The 18,110-nt window shown below is 72.9% G+C and carries 15 protein-coding genes; 5 read left to right on the top strand and 10 right to left on the bottom strand.

Going from position 1 to position 18,110, the window contains the following annotated elements:
• Positions 1-32 precede the first annotated feature (32 nt).
• The 5 genes from GTW43_RS07920 to GTW43_RS07900 form a co-directional block, all read right to left on the bottom strand.
• A complete protein-coding gene (locus GTW43_RS07920; protein WP_161300942.1) occupies positions 33-1,247 on the bottom strand; it encodes an amidohydrolase in 1,215 nt (404 codons plus the stop codon).
• Positions 1,248-1,449: 202 nt separating this feature from the next.
• The gene (locus tag GTW43_RS07915) at positions 1,450-2,478 is read right to left on the bottom strand and encodes a hypothetical protein (protein WP_161300920.1); all 1,029 of its coding nucleotides are present in this window, start codon (positions 2,476-2,478) and stop codon (positions 1,450-1,452) included.
• Positions 2,479-2,548: 70 nt separating this feature from the next.
• Positions 2,549-3,490, bottom strand: a complete 942-nt coding sequence (locus GTW43_RS07910; RefSeq protein WP_161300919.1) for an N-acetylneuraminate synthase family protein — start codon at positions 3,488-3,490, stop codon at positions 2,549-2,551.
• A gap of 14 nt (positions 3,491-3,504) precedes the next feature.
• On the bottom strand, positions 3,505-4,815 hold the full coding sequence (locus GTW43_RS07905) for an N-acylneuraminate cytidylyltransferase (RefSeq protein ID WP_161300918.1): 1,311 nt from the start codon (positions 4,813-4,815) through the stop codon (positions 3,505-3,507).
• Positions 4,816-4,868: 53 nt separating this feature from the next.
• A complete protein-coding gene (locus tag GTW43_RS07900) occupies positions 4,869-6,182 on the bottom strand; it encodes a DUF6716 putative glycosyltransferase (protein WP_161300917.1) in 1,314 nt (437 codons plus the stop codon).
• Positions 6,183-6,380: 198 nt separating this feature from the next.
• Between GTW43_RS07900 and GTW43_RS07895 the strand changes: the two genes are divergently transcribed.
• The 3 genes from GTW43_RS07895 to GTW43_RS07885 are packed head-to-tail and all read left to right on the top strand — an operon-like array spanning position 6,381 to position 9,858.
• Entirely contained in the window at positions 6,381-7,358 is a 978-nt protein-coding gene (locus GTW43_RS07895) for a glycosyltransferase family 2 protein (protein WP_161300916.1), read from the top strand.
• The gene (locus tag GTW43_RS07890) at positions 7,355-8,692 is read left to right on the top strand and encodes an alpha-2,8-polysialyltransferase family protein (protein ID WP_161300915.1); all 1,338 of its coding nucleotides are present in this window, start codon (positions 7,355-7,357) and stop codon (positions 8,690-8,692) included. The genes GTW43_RS07895 and GTW43_RS07890 overlap by 4 nt, the downstream gene beginning before the upstream one ends.
• Complete coding sequence (locus GTW43_RS07885) at positions 8,689-9,858, top strand: acyltransferase (RefSeq protein ID WP_161300914.1); 1,170 nt, start codon at positions 8,689-8,691, stop codon at positions 9,856-9,858. The genes GTW43_RS07890 and GTW43_RS07885 overlap by 4 nt, the downstream gene beginning before the upstream one ends.
• A gap of 7 nt (positions 9,859-9,865) precedes the next feature.
• Here GTW43_RS07885 and GTW43_RS07880 read toward each other — a convergent pair whose 3' ends face one another.
• Positions 9,866-10,591: a TetR/AcrR family transcriptional regulator C-terminal domain-containing protein gene (locus GTW43_RS07880; RefSeq protein WP_161300913.1), complete on the bottom strand. Its 726-nt coding sequence runs from the start codon at positions 10,589-10,591 to the stop codon at positions 9,866-9,868.
• A 71-nt stretch (positions 10,592-10,662) separates the two neighbouring features.
• Here GTW43_RS07880 and GTW43_RS07875 point away from each other — a divergent pair, with 71 nt between their 5' ends.
• A complete protein-coding gene (locus GTW43_RS07875) occupies positions 10,663-12,162 on the top strand; it encodes an FAD-dependent monooxygenase (RefSeq protein ID WP_161300912.1) in 1,500 nt (499 codons plus the stop codon).
• A 28-nt stretch (positions 12,163-12,190) separates the two neighbouring features.
• On the opposite strand, the gene leuE is transcribed toward GTW43_RS07875, so the two are convergent.
• Together leuE and GTW43_RS07865 are read right to left on the bottom strand one after the other, a co-directional pair.
• The gene (gene leuE, locus GTW43_RS07870; protein WP_161300911.1) at positions 12,191-12,847 is read right to left on the bottom strand and encodes a leucine efflux protein LeuE; all 657 of its coding nucleotides are present in this window, start codon (positions 12,845-12,847) and stop codon (positions 12,191-12,193) included.
• A gap of 65 nt (positions 12,848-12,912) precedes the next feature.
• Positions 12,913-14,493, bottom strand: coding sequence for a methylmalonyl-CoA mutase family protein (locus GTW43_RS07865; RefSeq protein ID WP_161300910.1), 1,581 nt, complete (start codon positions 14,491-14,493; stop codon positions 12,913-12,915).
• A 199-nt stretch (positions 14,494-14,692) separates the two neighbouring features.
• On the opposite strand from GTW43_RS07865, the gene GTW43_RS07860 reads away from it, so the two are divergent.
• On the top strand, positions 14,693-15,598 hold the full coding sequence (locus GTW43_RS07860) for a L,D-transpeptidase family protein (RefSeq protein ID WP_161300909.1): 906 nt from the start codon (positions 14,693-14,695) through the stop codon (positions 15,596-15,598).
• 240 nt (positions 15,599-15,838) lie between these two features.
• Here the strand turns inward: GTW43_RS07860 and GTW43_RS07855 are convergent, their stop codons facing one another.
• Both GTW43_RS07855 and GTW43_RS07850 read right to left on the bottom strand, forming a co-directional pair.
• Positions 15,839-16,918, bottom strand: a complete 1,080-nt coding sequence (locus tag GTW43_RS07855; protein WP_161300908.1) for a hypothetical protein — start codon at positions 16,916-16,918, stop codon at positions 15,839-15,841.
• Positions 16,918-17,580, bottom strand: a complete 663-nt coding sequence (locus GTW43_RS07850) for an RNA polymerase sigma factor (RefSeq protein ID WP_161300907.1) — start codon at positions 17,578-17,580, stop codon at positions 16,918-16,920. The genes GTW43_RS07855 and GTW43_RS07850 overlap by 1 nt, the downstream gene beginning before the upstream one ends.
• Positions 17,581-18,110: the final 530 nt, after the last annotated feature.

Below are 18,110 nucleotides of genomic sequence, written 5' to 3'. Positions count from 1 at the left end.
AGCGGCCGCTCACCGGTCCGCCCGCCGGACTCTCACCGGTCCGCGTCGAGCAGCGCCGCCGCCGTGAAGAGCTCCACGCCGACCCCGATCGCCGTCTCGTCCGCGTCGAAGTCGCCCTGGTGCAGGTCGCGGCTGCCGCGCTCCCCCGGCGCCTTCACCCCGAGCCGGGCCATCGCCCCCGGCACCTGCTCCAGGTACCAGGAGAAGTCCTCGCCGCCGAGGCTCTGCAGCGTCCCCTCGACGGAGTCCGGGCCGAGCCGCTCGGTCATCGCGTCGCGGAGCAGGTCGGTGACCGCCGGGTCGTTGACCACCGGGGGCACCCCGCGCACGTAGTCGACGACCGGCTTGGCCCGGTACAGCTCGGCGATCTCCTGGATCGCGCCGTGCACCAGGTCCGGCGCGAGCCGCCACGCCTCCAGGTCCAGGCAGCGCACGGTGCCGGAGAGCTCGGCGTGCTGCGGGATCACGTTGCACGCGTGGCCCGTCTCCAGGCGACCCCACGTCACGGACAGGCCCGAGCGCGCGTCGACGCGGCGGGCGACGACGGCCGGGACCTCCGTGGCGACCTTGGCGGCGGCCGTGACGAGGTCGGTCGTCAGGTGCGGCCGCGCCGTGTGTCCGCCGGGGCCGTCGAGGCTGACCTCCAGGCGGTCGCAGGCGGAGGTGATGGGGCCGGCCCGCAGGCCGATCCGGCCCGCGTCCACCTTCGGGTCGCAGTGCACGCCGATGATCCGCCGCACCCCGTCGAGCACCCCGCAGTCGATCGCGTCGGGCGCGCCGCCGGGCAGCACCTCCTCGGCGGGCTGGAAGATCAGCCGCACCGGGTGCGGGAGCAGGCCCTGGCGGTGCAGGTCGGCGAGGACGAGTCCGGCGCCGAGCACGACGGTGGTGTGCACGTCGTGGCCGCAGGCGTGGGCGTGGTCCGGCACGGTCGAGCGGTACGCGCAGTCGGCCTTGGTGTCCGGGATGGGCAGGGCGTCGATGTCGGCCCGCAGGGCGAGCATCCGGCGCCCGCCCTCCCACTCCCCGTGCTCGGTGCCGGTGCCGATGTCGCAGACGAGTCCGGTCCCGACGCCGAGCACCCGTGGGACGAGTCCGGCGCGCTCGAGGCGTGCCTTGATCGCCGCGGTGGTGCGGAACTCCTGGTTGCCCGGCTCGGGGTGCATGTGCAGGTCGCGGCGGAACGCGACGAGCTCGGCGCGGAGCTCTTCGGGCAGGGTGCCGGGGAGGCCGGGAACGCGGGACATCAACTGGTTCACCCTGCGAAGGGTAGGCCGAGCCGGGGGCGAACCGTCCCGCGATCAACAAAAGTTCAGCCGGATTGACGTAAGAAACCCTGCCCCGTCTCGCATACCGATCACCCCGGGCGGGTATCACGTCTCTTTTGGCGTCCGCGCGGCCTGCCGCATCGTTCCGCGGCCTGCCGCATTGTGCCGCTCCGTGGCTGTCTCAGACCGTGCGCACCCCCCGTGCCGACCCGACGATCCCGCGCAGGAACCCCTGGGCGTGGTCGGAGACTCCGTGGGTGAGCCACGCGGGGTCGATCTCGCAGACGGCGACCTTGACCCCGGTGCCCTCCAGTGCGATCGGCAGCGTGTGCACGACGGTGGAGGGGAAGCTGAGGACGGTGGCGCCTGTCGGGCCGCGCCGGGCGATCAGTTCGAGCGGCAGATCGGGGCGGACGACCTCCAGACCGGTCTCGCCGGCCAGGCGGTGCAGCTTGTCGGCGCCCTCGCGGCGGTGCGCGAAGTACCGGGTGGCGCCGTGCGCGGCGGCGAGTTCACGGACGGCCTGCAGATAGCGGTCCAGGTCGACGACCCCGGTCTCCACCAGGGACGTCCCGACGAGGTCGGCGCCGCGGGTCACGCGCGGCGGGCCGAAGCGCTCCCGGGTCCAGGAGTACGCGTTGGTGGTGATCGTGACGCCGTCCGGCACCTCGTCCACCGGCATGGACGTGAACAGCGAGACCCGGCGGCCGGGCCCCGGAGTGAGCCGGCGGCGCGCGGCGGCGGAGACGGGGCCGAAGACCAGGTCGCGCGCGCCGGGCCGGCCGCCGCGCCGGTGCCAGCGCACGAGGCGCTCGCCGCGGGCCAGTTGGGAGACGAACTCCATCGTCGCGGTGCCGTCGTCGACGACCACGAGCTCACGGGCCCGGGTGGTGGTCAGCAGCAGTTGGACGTAGCGGGAGAAGGGGTCGCCGATGACGACGCGGTCGGCGCCGCGCAGCGCCGGGGCGAGTCCGCCGATCGTCCGGAACGGGGCCGAGGGACCGCCCCGCGCCTCCTCCCAGCGCACGGTGTGGCCGTCGTCGCGCGCGAGTTCGGCCATCCTCCGCAGCTGTCCGCGGGTCATGGGGTCGGTGGGCGAGAGCACGACGACGGTCGCCTCGGCGCCGTCCAGGTGCGCCCACTCCAGGACGTTGAGGAGCTGTACCGGGCTCTCGACGAAACACAGCGTGCCGCTCGTGTTCCTTGACATGCGACCCCTCCCGCAGGGCCCGGGACGGCCCGGCGCCGGTCAGGTGCGCCGGGCCGTCGGGTGGTGAGGGTCAGACGCCGACCGGCTCGCCGGCGGCGACGGCGATCTCCGACTCGGCGACGACGCCGGTGACGCGGCGCAGCTTCTTCATCGGGCCGAGCTCCGACTCGTAGACCTTCTTGACGCCGTCGCCGAGGGCCGTCTCGATGACGCGGATGTCGCGCACGAGCCGCTCCAGGCCCTGCGGCTCCACCGAGGCGGCCTGGTCGGAGCCCCACATGGTGCGGTCGAGGGTGATGTGACGCTCGACGAAGGTGGCGCCGAGGGCGACGGCGGCGAGCGTGGTCTGCAGGCCGGGCTCGTGGCCGGAGTAGCCGATCGGGACGTTCGGGAACTCGTCCTGCAGCGTGTTGATGACGCGCAGGTTGAGCTCCTCGGCCTTCGCCGGGTAGGTCGACGTGGCGTGGCACATCAGGATGTTGTCGGAGCCGAGGACCTCGACCGCGTGACGGATCTGCTTCGGGGTCGACATGCCGGTGGAGAGGATGACGGTGCGGCCGGTGGCGCGCAGGGCGCGCAGCAGCTCGTCGTCGGTGAGGGAGGCGGACGCCACCTTGTGGGCCGGGACGTCGAACTTCTCCAGGAAGGCGACGGCCTCGGTGTCCCACGGGGAGGCGAACCAGTCGATCCCCTTCTCCGTGCAGTACGCGTCGATCTGGCGGTACTCGTCCTCGCCGAACTCGACGCGGTGGCGGTAGTCGATGTAGGTCATGCGGCCCCAGGGGGTGTCCCGCTCGATGTCCCACTGGTCGCGCGGGGTGCAGATCTCGGGGGTGCGCTTCTGGAACTTGACGGCGTCGCAGCCGGCCTGGGCGGCGACGTCGATCAGCTTGAACGCGTTCTCCAGGTCACCGTTGTGGTTGATGCCGATCTCGCCGGTGATGTACACGGGCTGGCCGGGGCCGGCGGTGCGCGAACCGAAGGTGCGGAGGCGGGAGTTGAGAGCAGACATGAGAGGTGCGTTCCTTACGTGGTTTCGAGGGAGTCGAGAGAGGGGCCGAGGATCCAGCTGGCGATCTCCCGGATCGCGCCTTCACCACCGGGGACGGTGGTGACCGCGCGTGCGGCGCCGCGTACGACGTCGTGGGCGCTCGCGACCGCCACGGGCCAGCCGGCGACGGCGAAGCACGGGAGGTCGTTGACGTCGTTGCCGACGTAGAGCACGCGCTCCGGCGCGATGCCCTGCTCCTCGCACCACTGCTTGAGTGCGAGGTCCTTGCGGTCGATGCCGTGCAGGACCGGGATCTTGAGCTTCCGGGCCCGTGCGGCGACGACCGGGTTCACTTCCGTGGACAGGATCAGCAGGGGCAGGCCGCTCCTGCGGAGGGCCGCGATGCCGAGGCCGTCACCGCGGTGCACGGTGACGAACTCCCGTCCATCGGCGTCGATCAGCACCCTGTCGTCGGTCTGGGTGCCGTCGAAGTCGAGGACGACCGCGTCGATGTCCCGGCGGGTGGGGAGTGCCCGGACGGCGTGGTCGAGGAGGGGGGCCAGCGCGCGGGCGCGGGCCAGGTCGTGCGGGTCGTCGATCTCGAGGACCCGCGCGGGGTCGGTGCGGACCAGTTCGGTCCGGCCGAAGAAGCGGTGCTCGTGGCGGCGGAAGCCGCGGGCGTCCATGGCGTAGACGGCGCCGGTCTCCAGGAGGTCCTGGGGGCGGTCCTGGCGGCGGGGCCGGAAGGACTTGTCGTGGTTGACGCCGTAGCCGCCGGCCGGGGCCGCGGTGTCCGCCTCGGCGACGAGCGTGTCGGTGCCGGCCGCGGCGGCGGCCCGTCCCGCCGGTGCCTGCTGCGGCTCGTCGGCGGCGTCGCGCCACACGAACCCGTGGAAGGGGGCGACGGTCAGCGCGCTGTCGGCGCCGTCCTCGAGGACCGCACGGACCACGCCGTCGACGTCCTCGCGCACGAGGAACGGGCTGGTGCACTGGACGAGCAGGACGACGTCCACGCTGGCGCCGTGCAGCGCCTCGTGCAGGTCCATCGCGTGCAGCACGGCCGCCTCGGAGGTGGCCTTGTCGCCGGCGATCGCGGCGGGCCGGGTGACGACCTCGGCGCCGGCCTCGCGGGCCGCGTCGGCGATGGCCGGGTCGTCGGTGGAGACGACGACGTCGGTGACGTACCGGGTGGCGAGGCACTCGCGCACGGCGCGGGCCACGAGGGGGACGCCGCCGACGGGCGCCAGGTTCTTGGCGGGCACCCCCTTGGAGCCGCCGCGGGCGGGGATCACCGCGAGCACGCGGCGTACGGGGGCGGCCGCGGGGCCGCCGTCCGGGTCGGTCATCTGCGCTTCTCCTTCAGACGGTTCGGGGCAGGTCGGGGGGCTGCTCGGGCTGCTCACAGCTCCCCCATCCGCCGGATCACGGGGGCGACGCGCTGCACTCCGTGCCGGTAGGCGCCGCGGGCGGCGCGGCGGACGATCTGCCGTACGGCCGAGGGCTCCCGGTCGGCGGCCGGCGCGCCGGGCAGCGGGCTGCCGTCGGGCGCGAGGTGGTGGCGGGCGAGGATGCGCGGCAGGTAGCCGGGCGCGGTGACGGTGCTGTAGTACGGCTCGATCGGCGGCCGGTCGGCGGCGAGCAGCGCGTCGACGCGGGCGCGGGCCCGGTCGAAGGCCTGTCCGTACGTGCCGTCGGCGGCGACACCCTGGCGGGCGACCCAGGCGGCGTCGGGCGCGGGCAGTTCGCCCGCGTCGAGCCGGTCCCAGGACAGCAGGCAGCCGGAGCCGGTGAAGTGGTGGTTGCCGAGCGCCTCGCGCACCCCGAGGTCGGTGAGCAGGGCGGTCGGGATGCGCCGGTGCAGGGCCTCGAGGGCCGCGGTGGAGCTGACGGTGACGAGGAGGTCCGTACGGTCGAGGACCTCGCCCATGTTCCCGTAGACGAGCTTCAGGTTGGGCGGGAGTGCGAGCCGCTGGGCGAGCTTCTGGTAGGGGGTCTCCTCGATGTGCGTGGTGTGTTCGCCGGGCTTGCTGCGCAGCTTGAGCAGGACCTCGCGGCCGGGGTGGGCCGTCGCGTGCCGGACGAGCCGCTCAAGGAGGTACGTCCGGTCGGCGGGGGTGTCCGGGACGGACGGCTGCGCCGCGAAGACGACCGTGTACGGGTCGTGCGCCGTCCCGTAGGGCGCGCCGCCGAGGAAGGGCAGCGCGCACTCGGTGACCGATCCCGCGTCGGCGCCCACGCCCTCGTACACGGCGCGGAACCGGTCCGCGTCGTAGGCCGAGTTGGCGAGGACGACGTCCGCGCCGTGGCGCAGGAGCAGGCCGTCGGTGAGCTTCTCGTAGACGACGCCGACGTATCCGGTGACGACGACGGGCCGGCGGGTGACGCCGCGCCAGGCGTGGGCGAGCCCGTGCAGTACGGCCTGGACGGCACCGCCCACGAGGGCGAGGACGACCACGTCGTACTTCTCCGGGCTGCGTTCCATGGCGCGCAGGAACTCGACCGCGGTGACCTCGCTCAGGCGGTCGGCCCGGACGCCGACCTCGGTGAGCTGGCGGGGGGTGGGGGTCGCGCGGCCCCTCAGGAGGAATCCGTCGAGGGGGAGGGACGGCTGGTCGCTGCGGAGGCGGGCCGCGGTCAGTGCACCCCATTTCCATCGGGTGTCGGAGTCCGCGAGCACGGCGACCCGGGGGGTCTTTTCGTTCCTTGCTGGCACATCGAAAAAGTTAGGAAGGCATTTCGATCCGCGGCCCAACCGGAGTGCAACAAACGGTTAACAGCACACCGACGAATGGCGAATCGGCTCGGGAAAGAGCCCAGGCCAGGGCCGGTTCACGGTCCCGCCACGCGTCGTTCACCTGACATCAAGTTGCCGGTCAAGACGAATGCCGGGCCGCCGCCTAACGTCACGGACGTGGTCAAGCTCTCCGTCATCGTGCCGTTCTACAACGTGCAGCAATACGCGCCAGACACGCTCAGAAGTCTGCGCGCCAACGCACGTGAAGACTTCGAATTCATTCTCGTCGACGACTGTTCCCGGGACGAGACCCCCGACATTCTCGCGCGCGCCGAGCGCGAGCTGCCGGGGGCGGTCGTCGTGAGACACGAGACGAACGGGGGACTCGCCACCGCGCGCAACACGGGCCTGGACCGGGCGCGCGGCGAGTACCTCACGTTCCTCGACGGCGACGACTGGCTCGCCCCCGGCCACTACGCCCGACTGCTGTCCTCCATCGAGGAGTTGGGCTGCGACTTCGTCCGCACGGACCACGTCCAGTGCACGGCGCGGGCCCGCTCGGTGCACCGTGTGCCGCACGGGCTGCGGGGCGTCGTCATGGACCCGCGCGAGGCGATCCTGCCCGCGGACCGCTCGACGTCCGTCGACTACGCGTACGCGTGGGCCGGCATGTACCACCGGCGCCTCGCCGACCAGGGCCTGCTGCACTTCACCGACGGGCTGCGCACCGCCGAGGACCGCCCGTGGATCTGGCGGCTGCACCGCGAGGCGAAGTCCTTCGCGGCGGTGGGTCTCCTCGGCGTCTTCTACCGGCGCGGGGTCTCCTCCTCGCTCACCCAGATCGGCGACGTGCGCCAGCTCGACTTCATCCGCGCGTTCGACCAGGTCGTGCGGGAGACCGCCGGGGACCGGGACGCGGACCGGCTGCTGCCGAAGGCCGTGCGCACGTACTGCGCGATCATCTCCCACCACCTGGGATCCGTCGAAAGGTTCGAGCCGCCCGTGGCGCGGAAACTGAAGTCCCTCAGCGCCGCGGCGCTCAAGCGCATGCCGCAGGCGGTGCTCGACGACGCCCTCGACTCGATGGACGTCCAGCGGGCGACCCGGCTGCGACGGCTGCGCCGCCGGCCCGTCAGCGCGGAGGCCGCGGCATGACCACCCGGATCCTCCTCGCGTCCACGCTGTACGGCGCGGCCACGCTCGCCGCCGCGCTCGACTCCGAGCGCTTCGCACCCGCCGACCGCACGGTCCTGCTCGTCGCCAACAACGCGGCGACACCCGAGACGACCCCGTCGCTCGACACCATGCCGGGCTTCGGCCGGCTGCGGGACCGCTTCGACGACGTGCTGTCGTGGAACGAGGCGATCTCGCCGTTCCACCCCGGCGGCTGGTCGCCGCGCGCCGACGACATCCCGCTGTGGGAGCGGTATCTGCGCCTGCTGTGGAACCTCGGCGACGACGACGTCGAGCTCGCCGTCGAGTCGATCCAGGTGAACCCGGCCGGGGCCGTCGCGAAGATCTTCACCGGCGCGCCCGTCGACGTGTACGCGGACGGCCTGATGAGCTACGGCCCCACCCGCAACAAGATCGACCCGCTGGTCGGCACCCGCGTGCGCCGGCTGCTGCACCTGGACCTCGTGCCGGGCCTGCGGCCGCTGCTGCTGACCGAGTTCGGCGTCGAGCCGGAGATCGTCCCGACGGAGGCCTTCGTGAAGGTCCTCGCCGAACTGGGCGACACCGCCGACGCGCTGCCCGCCCTGCCGGACGAACCGGCACTGCTGCTCGGCCAGTACCTCTCCGCGCTCGACATCCTCAGCGCGGAGGAGGAAGAGGACCTGCACGTACGGATGATGCGCGGCGCCGTCGAACTGGGCCACCGCAGCCTCGTGTTCAAGCCTCATCCGACGGCACCGGCCCGCTGGTCGCGCACCCTGGAGAAGGAGGCGGAGCGGCTCGGCGCCGAGCTCACCGTCCTCGACACCCCGGTCCTCGCCGAGGTCCTCTACCAGCGGATCCGCCCGGCCCTCGTCGTCGGCTGCTTCTCGACCGCCCTGCTCACCGCGTCCGCCCTGTACGGGATCCCGGTCGCCCGCGTCGGCACGGGGACCCTCCTGGACCGGCTCACCCCGTACCAGAACAGCAACCGGGTGCCGGTCACGATCGTCGACGCGCTGCTGCCCGACCTGGCCGACCGCGCGGGCGTCGCGTCCCAGGAACAGGGCACGTCCGTCGCCGAGTTGACGGAACTGCTGCGGACGGTGGGCTTCGCGATGCAGGCGAAGATCTATCCCGCGCTGCGCCCGGAGGCGGAGGGATATCTCGCGCGGCGGCTGGACGACCACACCTGGCGGTACTTCAAACGCCGTCGGCTGACCTCGCTGGGCCTGCCCGGGGCCGTCCCGGCCCAGCTCGCCTTCCTGCCGCGCAACGCCGCGGTCCGCCGCGTGGTGCGCCGCGCACGCTCCTTCAAGCGAGCCGCACTCCGATGACCGTCACCGGCACGACCCCAGGATCCATACCGGCGCCGCCCGGGACGGAGAAGCCCGCACCGCCGCCGGCCCGGCGGGCCGCGCCGCGCCTGTACGCCCTCGACGGGCTGAGGCTGATCGCCGCCCTGATGGTGGCGGCGTACCACTACGGCGGGCGCGGCGGCGAGGTCTCCCAGGCCTGGGGCACCTCCCCCGCACAGCAGTTCCCCTCCCTGCACGGCTGGTTCGCCTACGGCTGCCTCGGCGTGCAGATCTTCTTCGTCATCAGCGGCTTCGTGATCTGCATGAGCGGCTGGGGCCGGCCGCTGCGCTCCTTCTTCGCCTCGCGCGCGTCCCGGCTCCTGCCCTCCTACTGGGTGGCGATCGTGCTGGTCACGGCGGTGTTCGCGCTGCCGGTCGTGATCTACAGGACGGTCTCGCCGAGCGACGCCCTGCTCAATCTGACGATGCTGCAGCAGCCGCTGGGCGCGCACCGGGTGCTCGGGGTGTGCTGGACCCTGTGGGCGGAGGTCCGCTTCTACGCGCTGTTCGCCCTGTTCGTCGTCGTGCCGGGCGCCTCGCGCCACCGCGTGCTGCTGTTCTGCGCGGTGTGGACGATGGCGGCGGCGCTCGCCGACGCCTCGAACGAACCGCTGCTCACGCTCGTCCTGATGCCCGAGTACGCACCGTTCTTCATCGGCGGCATCGGCCTCTACCTGGTGCACCGCGACCGGCGCGACGTCACGGCCTGGGGCGTGGTGGCCGTCGGCTGGCTCGTCGGGCAGCACTACGCGGTGGCCGGACTGTGGCACGCACCCAACCCGGCGTTCTTCTCGTACCGCTCGGCCTCGGTGATCGTCGCGATCGTCACCCTCGGCTTCGCCGCCGTGACGGTGATCGCGCTGGGCTGGGCACGCTGGGCGAACTGGCGCCTGCTGACCGTCGCGGGCGCCCTGACCTACCCCTTCTACCTGGTCCACGAGCACCTGGGCTGGGTGGCGATCGGCTTCCTGCACCGCACCGTGGGACTGCCCTCGTCCGTCACGTTCGCCGGGACGATCGGCGCGATGCTGCTGCTCGCCTGGCTGCTGAATCGATACGTCGAGGAGTGGGCCACACCCCGGCTGCGCCGTGCGCTGAGCCGGCAGCCGGGAGCGGCGCTTCCCGGGGACGGGCAGCGCCCGTGACATACCGTCAACTGGGGCTGTAGCGCGCCTCGATCCCCGCCACGATCAGCGCGAGTCCCTCCTCGAACCGCTCGTCGTACGCCGTGAAGAGGTCCTTGCCCGCGGCGGCGGCGAGCGGGTACGCGGCGAGGCGCTCGGCGCGCTCGTCCACGTCGTAGCCCGCACGGCGCTCGCCCGGCAGCGGCTGCACGCCCTGCTCCTCCGTGACGAAGCCCACCGTGTACAGGTACGCGGTGGTACTGGCCCACGCCGCCTGTTCCGCGGTGAAGCCCGCCGCGGCGAACACCCGCAGGTTCGCCTCGATCTGCGCGCCGTGCTCGGTGCCGGTGAACTGTGACCCGCTGAAGACCTTCGCTCCGTCGCGGTAGCGCAGGAGGGTGGCGCGCAGCCGCCTGTTCCCCTCGACCAGCCAGTCCTGCCAGGACATGCCGGGGGCGTGCGGGATCGCAGCGGGGGCACCCGGGCCCGCGCCCGCGTCGGCGCCCGCCTCTCCGCCCGGGTCCGCGCCCGCCTCCACGCCGGGCTGCGTCATCCGCCGGAACATCACGGTCGCCATCTCGTCGAGCAGCGCCTGCTTGTTCTTGAAGTGCCAGTACAGGGCGGGCGCCTGCACGTTCAGCTCCTTCGCGATGGCCCGCAGCGTCAGCCCCTCGAGGCCGACGTCGTTCAGCAGGTCCAGGGCCGTGTCGGCCACCTGCGCCTTGTCGAGTCTCGTCTTCTTCTGCTCAGCCACGCTTGACAGTTTAACGCCGTTAAGGCCATGCTCGGAGCACGGCACTTAACAGCGTTAAGGAGTGTGGGGCGATGACGGACGTGCGGACGGACGTACTGATCGTGGGAGCGGGCCCGACGGGCCTGGTCCTGGCGGCGGACCTGGCGCGGCGCGGCGTGCCGGCGCTGCTGGTCGAGCGGGCGCAGGAGCTGTTCCCCGGCTCGCGGGGCAAGGGGCTCCAGCCCCGGACCCAGGAGGTGTTCCACGACCTCGGAGTGCTGGACGCGATCCGCGCGGCCGGCACCGAGTACCCGAAGATGCGGGTCTGGGAGGGCGCCGAGCCGGGCCAGGAGTGGGACATGGTCAAGCGCTCGGAGCCGACGGACCAGGTGCCGTACGCCAATGTCTGGCTGATACCGCAGGCCGCCACCCAGCGCGTGCTGTACGACCGGCTCCGTGAGCTGGGCGGCGAGGTGCGCTTCGGCGCGGCCCTGGCCGGACTGGAGCAGGACGGGTCGGGGGTGACCGCGCGGTTCGAGGACGGTTCGACGGTGCGCGCGGCGTATCTGGTCGCGGCGGACGGCGGGCGTTCGACGGTGCGCAGGGCGCTGGGCATCGGCATGACGGGCGAGACGGTGGACCCGAAGCCGATGCTGGTGGCGGACGTCCGGGTGACCGCGGACGCCCCGGTGCCGGACACGCACTGGCACGTGTGGCCGAAGGCGCCCGGCGGGGGCGTGGCGTTCTGCCCGCTGCCGTCGGACAAGGGGCGGCTGTTCCAGCTGGCCGCGCAGTTCACGGACGAGTCGGCCGGGACCGACACCTCGGCGGAGGCGGTGGTCGGGCTGCTGGCCGCCCGCACTCCGCTGGCACCGGAGCACATCGACGAGGTGGTGTGGGCCTCCGGCTTCCGCGCCCGCGCGGCGATGGCCGACCGCTTCCGCAGCGACCGGGTCTTCCTGGCGGGCGACGCGGCGCACGTCCACTCCCCCGCGGGCGGCCAGGGACTGAACACGAGCGTCCAGGACGCGTACAACCTGTCGTGGAAGCTCGCCGCGGTCCTGTCCGGCGCCCCGGCCCGGCTGCTCGACACCTACGAGGAGGAGCGGATGCCGGTCGCGGCGGACATCCTCGGGATCAGCACCCGGATCCACCGCGCGGGCCGGGACGGCGCCCCCGTGCAGCGCGGCGAAGAGGTGCAGCAGCTCGGGATCGGGTACCGCGACGCGGCCCTGACCCGGGAGACGCGCGAGGGCCTGGCCGACGGGGCGCTGCGGGCCGGCGACCGGGCACCGGACGGGCACGTGGGCGGCATCCGGCTGTTCGACGCCTTCCGCGGACCGCACTGGACCCTGCTGACCTTCGACGCGGCGGCCCCGGAGGCCGCCGGTGGCCCCGAGAGCGGCACCGGCCTCGACGCCGGGACCTTCGACGGGATCCTTGAGCTGCGCACCCTGCGACTCCCCGGCTGCGCGGCGTACGGCAGCGGCGCCTTCCTGGTCCGGCCCGACGGGTACGTGGCCTGGGCGGGCGAGTCCGCCGAGGGGCTGCGGGCCTATCTGACCGGACTGCTGACGGCGGACCCGGCCTGAGCCCTGGGGGGGGGCAGGGCCGGTCGGCTCAGGCGCTGGCGAGCGACAGCTTCACGGCGAAGCCGAGGAACAGCATCCCGGCCGCCGAGGTCGCCCCCGCGGACAGCCGCTTGCGCCGGCGGAAGGCGGCGGCGAGGCGCGTGCCGCCGAAGATCAGCGCCGACAGATAGAGCACGCTGGCCGCCTGCGCGAAGGCGCCGAGGATCACGAAGGAGAGGGCGGGATAGGCGTAGGACGGATCGACGAACTGCACGAAGAAGGCGATGAAGAAGAGGATCGCCTTGGGGTTGAGGAGACTGATGACGAACGCACGGCGGAAGGGCCGCTCCTGCGCGGACTGCCCGTCAGCGGCCCCGCTCTCGGCGGCCGGCCGCTCGCGGCGGCTGCGCCACATGCCGTGGGCCGCCCGCAGCATCCCGACGGCGAGCCAGGTCAGATATCCGGCACCCACGTACTTCACGATCCCGAACAGCACGGCGTTCGCCTGCAGCAGCGAGGCGACACCGGCCGCGGACAGCGTCATGAGGACGGTGTCCCCGCACCACACGCCGACGGCGGCCTTGTATCCGGTGCGTATGCCGCGACGGGCGGCGACGGAGATCACGTACAGCGAGTTCGGCCCCGGGAGAAGGATGATGAGGACGAGACCCGCGAGATAGGTCGGAAGATCGATGACACCCAGCATGGCCGGAGTGTCGCACGCCTGTCCGATCTCGCCCCACCCGATCCCGCATAGCGGACAGTCCCAGGTCAGAAGGTGTCGGAGGGCACGTACACGCCCCACACCTCGCGCAGCGCGTCGCAGACCTCGCCGACGGTGGCGCGGGCCCGCAGCGCTTCCTTCATGGGGTACAGGACGTTGTCCGTGCCGGCCGCGGCCTCCCTGAGCGCGGCGAGCGCGGCGTCCACCGCCGGCCGGTCCCGCTCGGCCCGCAGCCGCGCGAGCCGCTCGGCCTGCTGCGCCTCGATGGCCGGGTCGACCCGCAGGGGCGTGTAGGGCTCCTCCGCGTCGAGCCGGTAGCGGTTGACGCCGACCACGACCCGCTCCCCGGAGTCGGTCTCCTGCGCGATCCGGTAGGCCGAGCGTTCGATCTCGGACTTCTGGAAGCCCTGCTCGATGGCGCTGACGGCGCCGCCGAGGTCCTCGACCCGCCGCATCAGCGCGAGAGCGGCCTCCTCCACGTCGTCCGTCATCCGCTCCACCACGTACGAGCCCGCGAAGGGGTCGACCGTGGCCGTCACGTCCGTCTCGTACGCCAGGACCTGCTGGGTCCGCAGCGCCAGCCGCGCCGACTTGTCGGTGGGCAGGGCGATGGCCTCGTCGAAGGAGTTCGTGTGCAACGACTGCGTGCCGCCCAGGACCGCGCCCAGGCCCTGGACGGCGACCCGTACCAGGTTCACCTCGGGCTGCTGTGCGGTCAGCTGCACCCCGGCCGTCTGCGTGTGGAAGCGCAGCATCAGCGACTTGGGGTTCCGCGCGCCGAACTCCTCCTTCATCACCCGCGCCCAGATCCGGCGCGCGGCGCGGAACTTGGCGACCTCCTCGAGGATCGTCGTGCGGGCCACGAAGAAGAAGGACAGACGGGGCGCGAAGTCGTCGACGTCCATGCCCGCGGCGACGGCGGTGCGCACGTACGCGATGCCGTCCGCGAGCGTGAAGGCGATCTCCTGCGCGGGCGAGGCCCCGGCCTCGGCCATGTGGTAGCCAGAGATCGAGATGGTGTTCCACCGGGGGATCTCGGCCCGGCAGTACCGGAAGAGGTCCGCGACCAGCCGCAGCGACGGCTGGGGCGGGAAGATGTAGGTGCCGCGGGCGATGTACTCCTTGAGCACGTCGTTCTGGACCGTGCCGGTCAGCCGGTCGGCCGGCACCCCCTGTTCCTCCGCGACGAGTTGGTAGAGGAGGAGCAGCAGCGCCGCGGGCGCGTTGATCGTCATCGAGGTCGACACCTGGTCCAGCGGGATCCCGTCGAACAGCACGCGCATGTCGTCGACCGAGTCGATGGCCACCCCCACCTTGCCGACCTCGCCCGAGGCGATCGGGGCGTCGGAGTCGTGCCCCATCTGGGTCGGCAGGTCGAAGGCCACGGACAGGCCCGTCGTCCCGTTCGCGATCAGCTGCCGGTACCGGGCGTTCGACTCGGTCGCCGTGCCGAAGCCCGCGTACTGCCGCATCGTCCACGGCCGGCCCGTGTACATCGTCGGATACACCCCGCGGGTGAAGGGGTAGCCGCCGGGTTCGCCGAGCTTCTCCCGCGGGTCCCAGCCCGCCAGGTCCGCCGGTCCGTACACCGGCTCGATGGGCAGTCCGGACTCGGATTCGCGCGCCATGGTGGAGCCTCCAGCGGTCACCTGTCGGTCGATGCCTACCTTCGCGACGGACAGTAGTGGCGCGGGTGCAAGGGGTGGAGCGGCCCACGCTGGGACCTTGCTCACAGCCCGTCCGATGGCCCCGCCGCGTTCGCAACCATTTCCGCCCGGGAAGCATCTGTGGTGACAACAGAGAACGGCGCGACAGGCGGGGGACGCCATGCGGACAGCGGTCATACGGACTTCACTCGCGGTCACCGGGGTCATCGCCCTGGTCGGCGGCTGCACGGCGCAGGCCGTGCAGAGCGGCGGGCACGCGGCGCCCTCGACCGGCGCCCCCGGCTCCGCGTCGCCGGGCACCTCCGCGCCGGGCCGGGCGGGCACGGACTCCGGCGGCGCGGACCGTGCGGACGGGAAGGGCGGCTCGGGCGGGAAGGGCACGGCGGACCGGACCTCCGCCGACGCCAAGCCCTCCGCGTCACCGACCCCCGCGCCCAAGACGCTCTACAAGCCCGGCGACACCGGCAAGCAGGTCCGTGACCTCCAGGCGCGGCTGCGCCAGGTGGCCTGGCTGTTCGAGGGGCCGACGGGCACCTACGGCCCGGCGACGACGAAGGCGGTCAAGGGCTTCCAGGGCAAGCGCGGCCTGCCGCAGACCGGCACGACCGACTCGGTGACCTGGGCGCGGCTGCTGAAGATGACGCACACGCCGACCCGGGACGAGCTGTACGCGGCGGGCGGGCAGCCCGCCGCGAAGCCGGATCCGCGCTGTATGACCGGCCGGGTGCTGTGCATCAGCAAGACGAGCCGGACCCTGTCGTGGATGGTGGACGGCAAGCGGCTGATGACGACGGACGTCCGCTTCGGCTCGCAGTACACGCCGACCCGCGAGGGCCTCTTCCACGTGGACTTCAAGTCACGGGACCACGTCTCGACGATCTACCACACGCCCATGCCGTACGCGATGTTCTTCAGCGGGGGCCAGGCGGTGCACTACTCGTCGGACTTCGCGGCGCGCGGCTACGCGGGGGCCTCTCACGGCTGTGTGAACGTCCGGGACAAGGCGAAGATCGCGAGCCTCTTCGACCAGGTGCGCGCGGGCGACAAGGTCGTCGTCTACTGGTGAGCGGCGTGGGTGGGACCGGGGGAACGTGTCCCACCCACGCCAATGGCACAGAGCCGCAGGTACGGGGGGAACCCCGGCTCGTGCACGGGCCGATGACCAGTCGGCTCACTCAGTACTGCGCCACCCGCCCGGAAAACGTCACACCCGGTGCGCGCGGATTCTGAAGAAACCTTTTCCTCCAGGTCAGAGCGGTGCGAGAGGTCGGGCGGGAACCGGAGCGGACGGGCGCCGGCGCGCGGACTACCGGGCGACCGGGGCCGACGAGGAGGCCGCGGTCTGCGGGGACGGGCCGTCCGACGGGACGGGCGCCCCGAGCGTGAGGGACTCGCTCGGCGAGGGCGCGGCGCTCGGCTGGCCGGAGGGCAGGCCGTCGCTGTCCCCGTCCTCGGTGCCGCCGTCCTCGTCGTCGCCCTTGCCGCCGGTCGAGCCGTGGCCCCCGGAGTCGCCCGCGCCGCCGCCCTGTCCGAGCACGCGGTCGCAGAAGCGGCCCACGTCGGCCTCCCGGCCGGTGTCCTTGGCCGAGTCGCGCAGCCAGTTCTTCTCGTCGCTGCGGAGTTCGCCCGCACGGTAGCGCGCGCAGGTCTCGACGATCCGGCGGCGCAGCATGTCGGAGCCGCGCACCGTGTCGTCCGCGGTGTCGCCGGGCGAGGCGCGATGCGACGGACCGCCCTTGTCCCGGTGGTCCTTCGACGCCCCGTCGCGCTCGGGGTCGCCCGGGGAACCGGACGGCGGGTCCGGCGTCCGCGAGTCGTCGGGCAGCACCTCCCGGCTCCCCTCGGCGCTGTCGGAGGGCGAGCTGAGCGGCTGCTCCGAGGGCGCGGAGGACACCGACGTCGCGGGCGAGGGATCGCTCCAGCCGCCGAACGGCGAGGGCAGCACCCCGGTGCCGGCGGCGACGGCGACGCCCCCCACCATGCACGCGGCGACGGCGGCGGCGAGCCCGAACCGCACGGGACGGCCCCAGCGCGGGCCGTGCCGGTCGCCGGGCCCGGGCCCGGGCCCGGCCGGGGCGGCGGCGCCCGCGCGGTGACGGCCGATACGTACGGAACGCCCGGACAACTGCACGGACGGATCGAGTTCGGCGGCCGCGGCCCGGTCCACGGCGGACACGGCGCGGGCCTCGCGGAACGCCTTGAGCGCGGCGTCCTCACCGGCGAGTTCGCCATCGGGGCCGACGTGGGTCACGGTCAGGGCGTCGAGCGCGGCGGTGAGCCGACGGGCCCGCAGTGCGTCCTGCTCGGCGACGGCCTCCAGGGGCTCGCCGCGCAGCAGACGCTCCGCCGCCTCGCGGTCCAGCCACTTGTCGTGCTCGTCGGCCATCACATGTCCTTCTGCGTCCGCGTACGCGATTGCGTCACACCGGCGGACGTCACCGTGCTGTTCCGCGGCTGCCTCGGCCGGGGCACGGCGTCGAGGGAACCGGGGGTCTTCTGGTCACTGCCGAGGAGTTCGGCGAGCCGCTTCAGGCCGCGGTGCGCGGCCGTGCGGACGGCGCCGGGGCGCTTGCCGAGGGTCTGGGCCGCGCTCTTCGCGTCCAGCCCGACCACGACGCGCAGCACGACGGCCTCGGCCTGGTCCTGCGGGAGCTGGGCGATCAGCGCCATGGTGTCGCCGGTGGAGAGCAGCTCCATCGCTTCGTCTGCGGTGTTCTCGGTCGCGGGTCGGCCGGTGAGTTCCGTCTCGTCACCGCCGACGGCGGGCCGGCGTCCCCGCATGCGTATGTGGTCCAGGGCGCGGTTGCGGGCGATGCGGGCGGCCCAGCCGCGGAAGCGGTCGGCGTCGCCCTCGAACCGGTCGATGTCACGGGCGATCTGCAGCCACGCCTCGGAGGTGACGTCCTCGGCGTCCGGGTCGCCGACGAGCGTGCGTACGTATCCGAGCAGCCGTGGGTGCACGGTGCGGTACACAGTCCGGAACGCGGTCTCGTCCCCGTCCTGTGCCGCAAGCACCGCGGCGGTCAGCTCCGCGTCGTCCCCCAGCACTCCCAGTCCCTGCCTGCCCCATCCGGCCATGTGGCGCCCCCGGCGCGAATCTGCACGCTACGGCGTGAAACACCCCACGTCCATGTTTGTACAACGAGCAACCACCGGGCCGCACGGCGGGTGTGACACAAAACGCATCCCCGGCGCTGAAGAGAGTACGGGCCGCTCGCGACCCGTACCGCGCGGCGGCCGGGGTCTCTCCTGTGGGGGGTGGCGACCTCGGCCGTCCCGTATGTCGGGGGCCGTACCAGGGTCTTCACGGAGGTCTCACGGGGGTCCTCACGGACGTCTCACGGAGGTCTCACGGAGGTCTCACGGAGGTCTTCACGGACGTCTTCACGGGGACGCCGCCGAAGTTCCACGGCGGTGGCGCGGGAGTTCCACGCCGCTCTCACTCTGCTCTTACCTGGTTCTTTCCGGATTCTTGGCCGCTTCTTGCCCGGCGTTCGCCGGATGTTTTCCGGATCCGTGCCGCGGTTTTCCCTGCCGACCCAAAACACCGCCGGCTCCTGCGGGGCCGGTCCCCTGCG

Origin of the sequence: Streptomyces sp. SID5785, from assembly GCF_009870065.1 — a bacterium.
In the GTDB taxonomy this organism is placed as follows: Bacteria; Actinomycetota; Actinomycetes; order Streptomycetales; family Streptomycetaceae; genus Streptomyces.
Note: the sequence above shows the minus strand (reverse complement) of the source record. Positions and strands in the feature narration are given on the sequence as shown.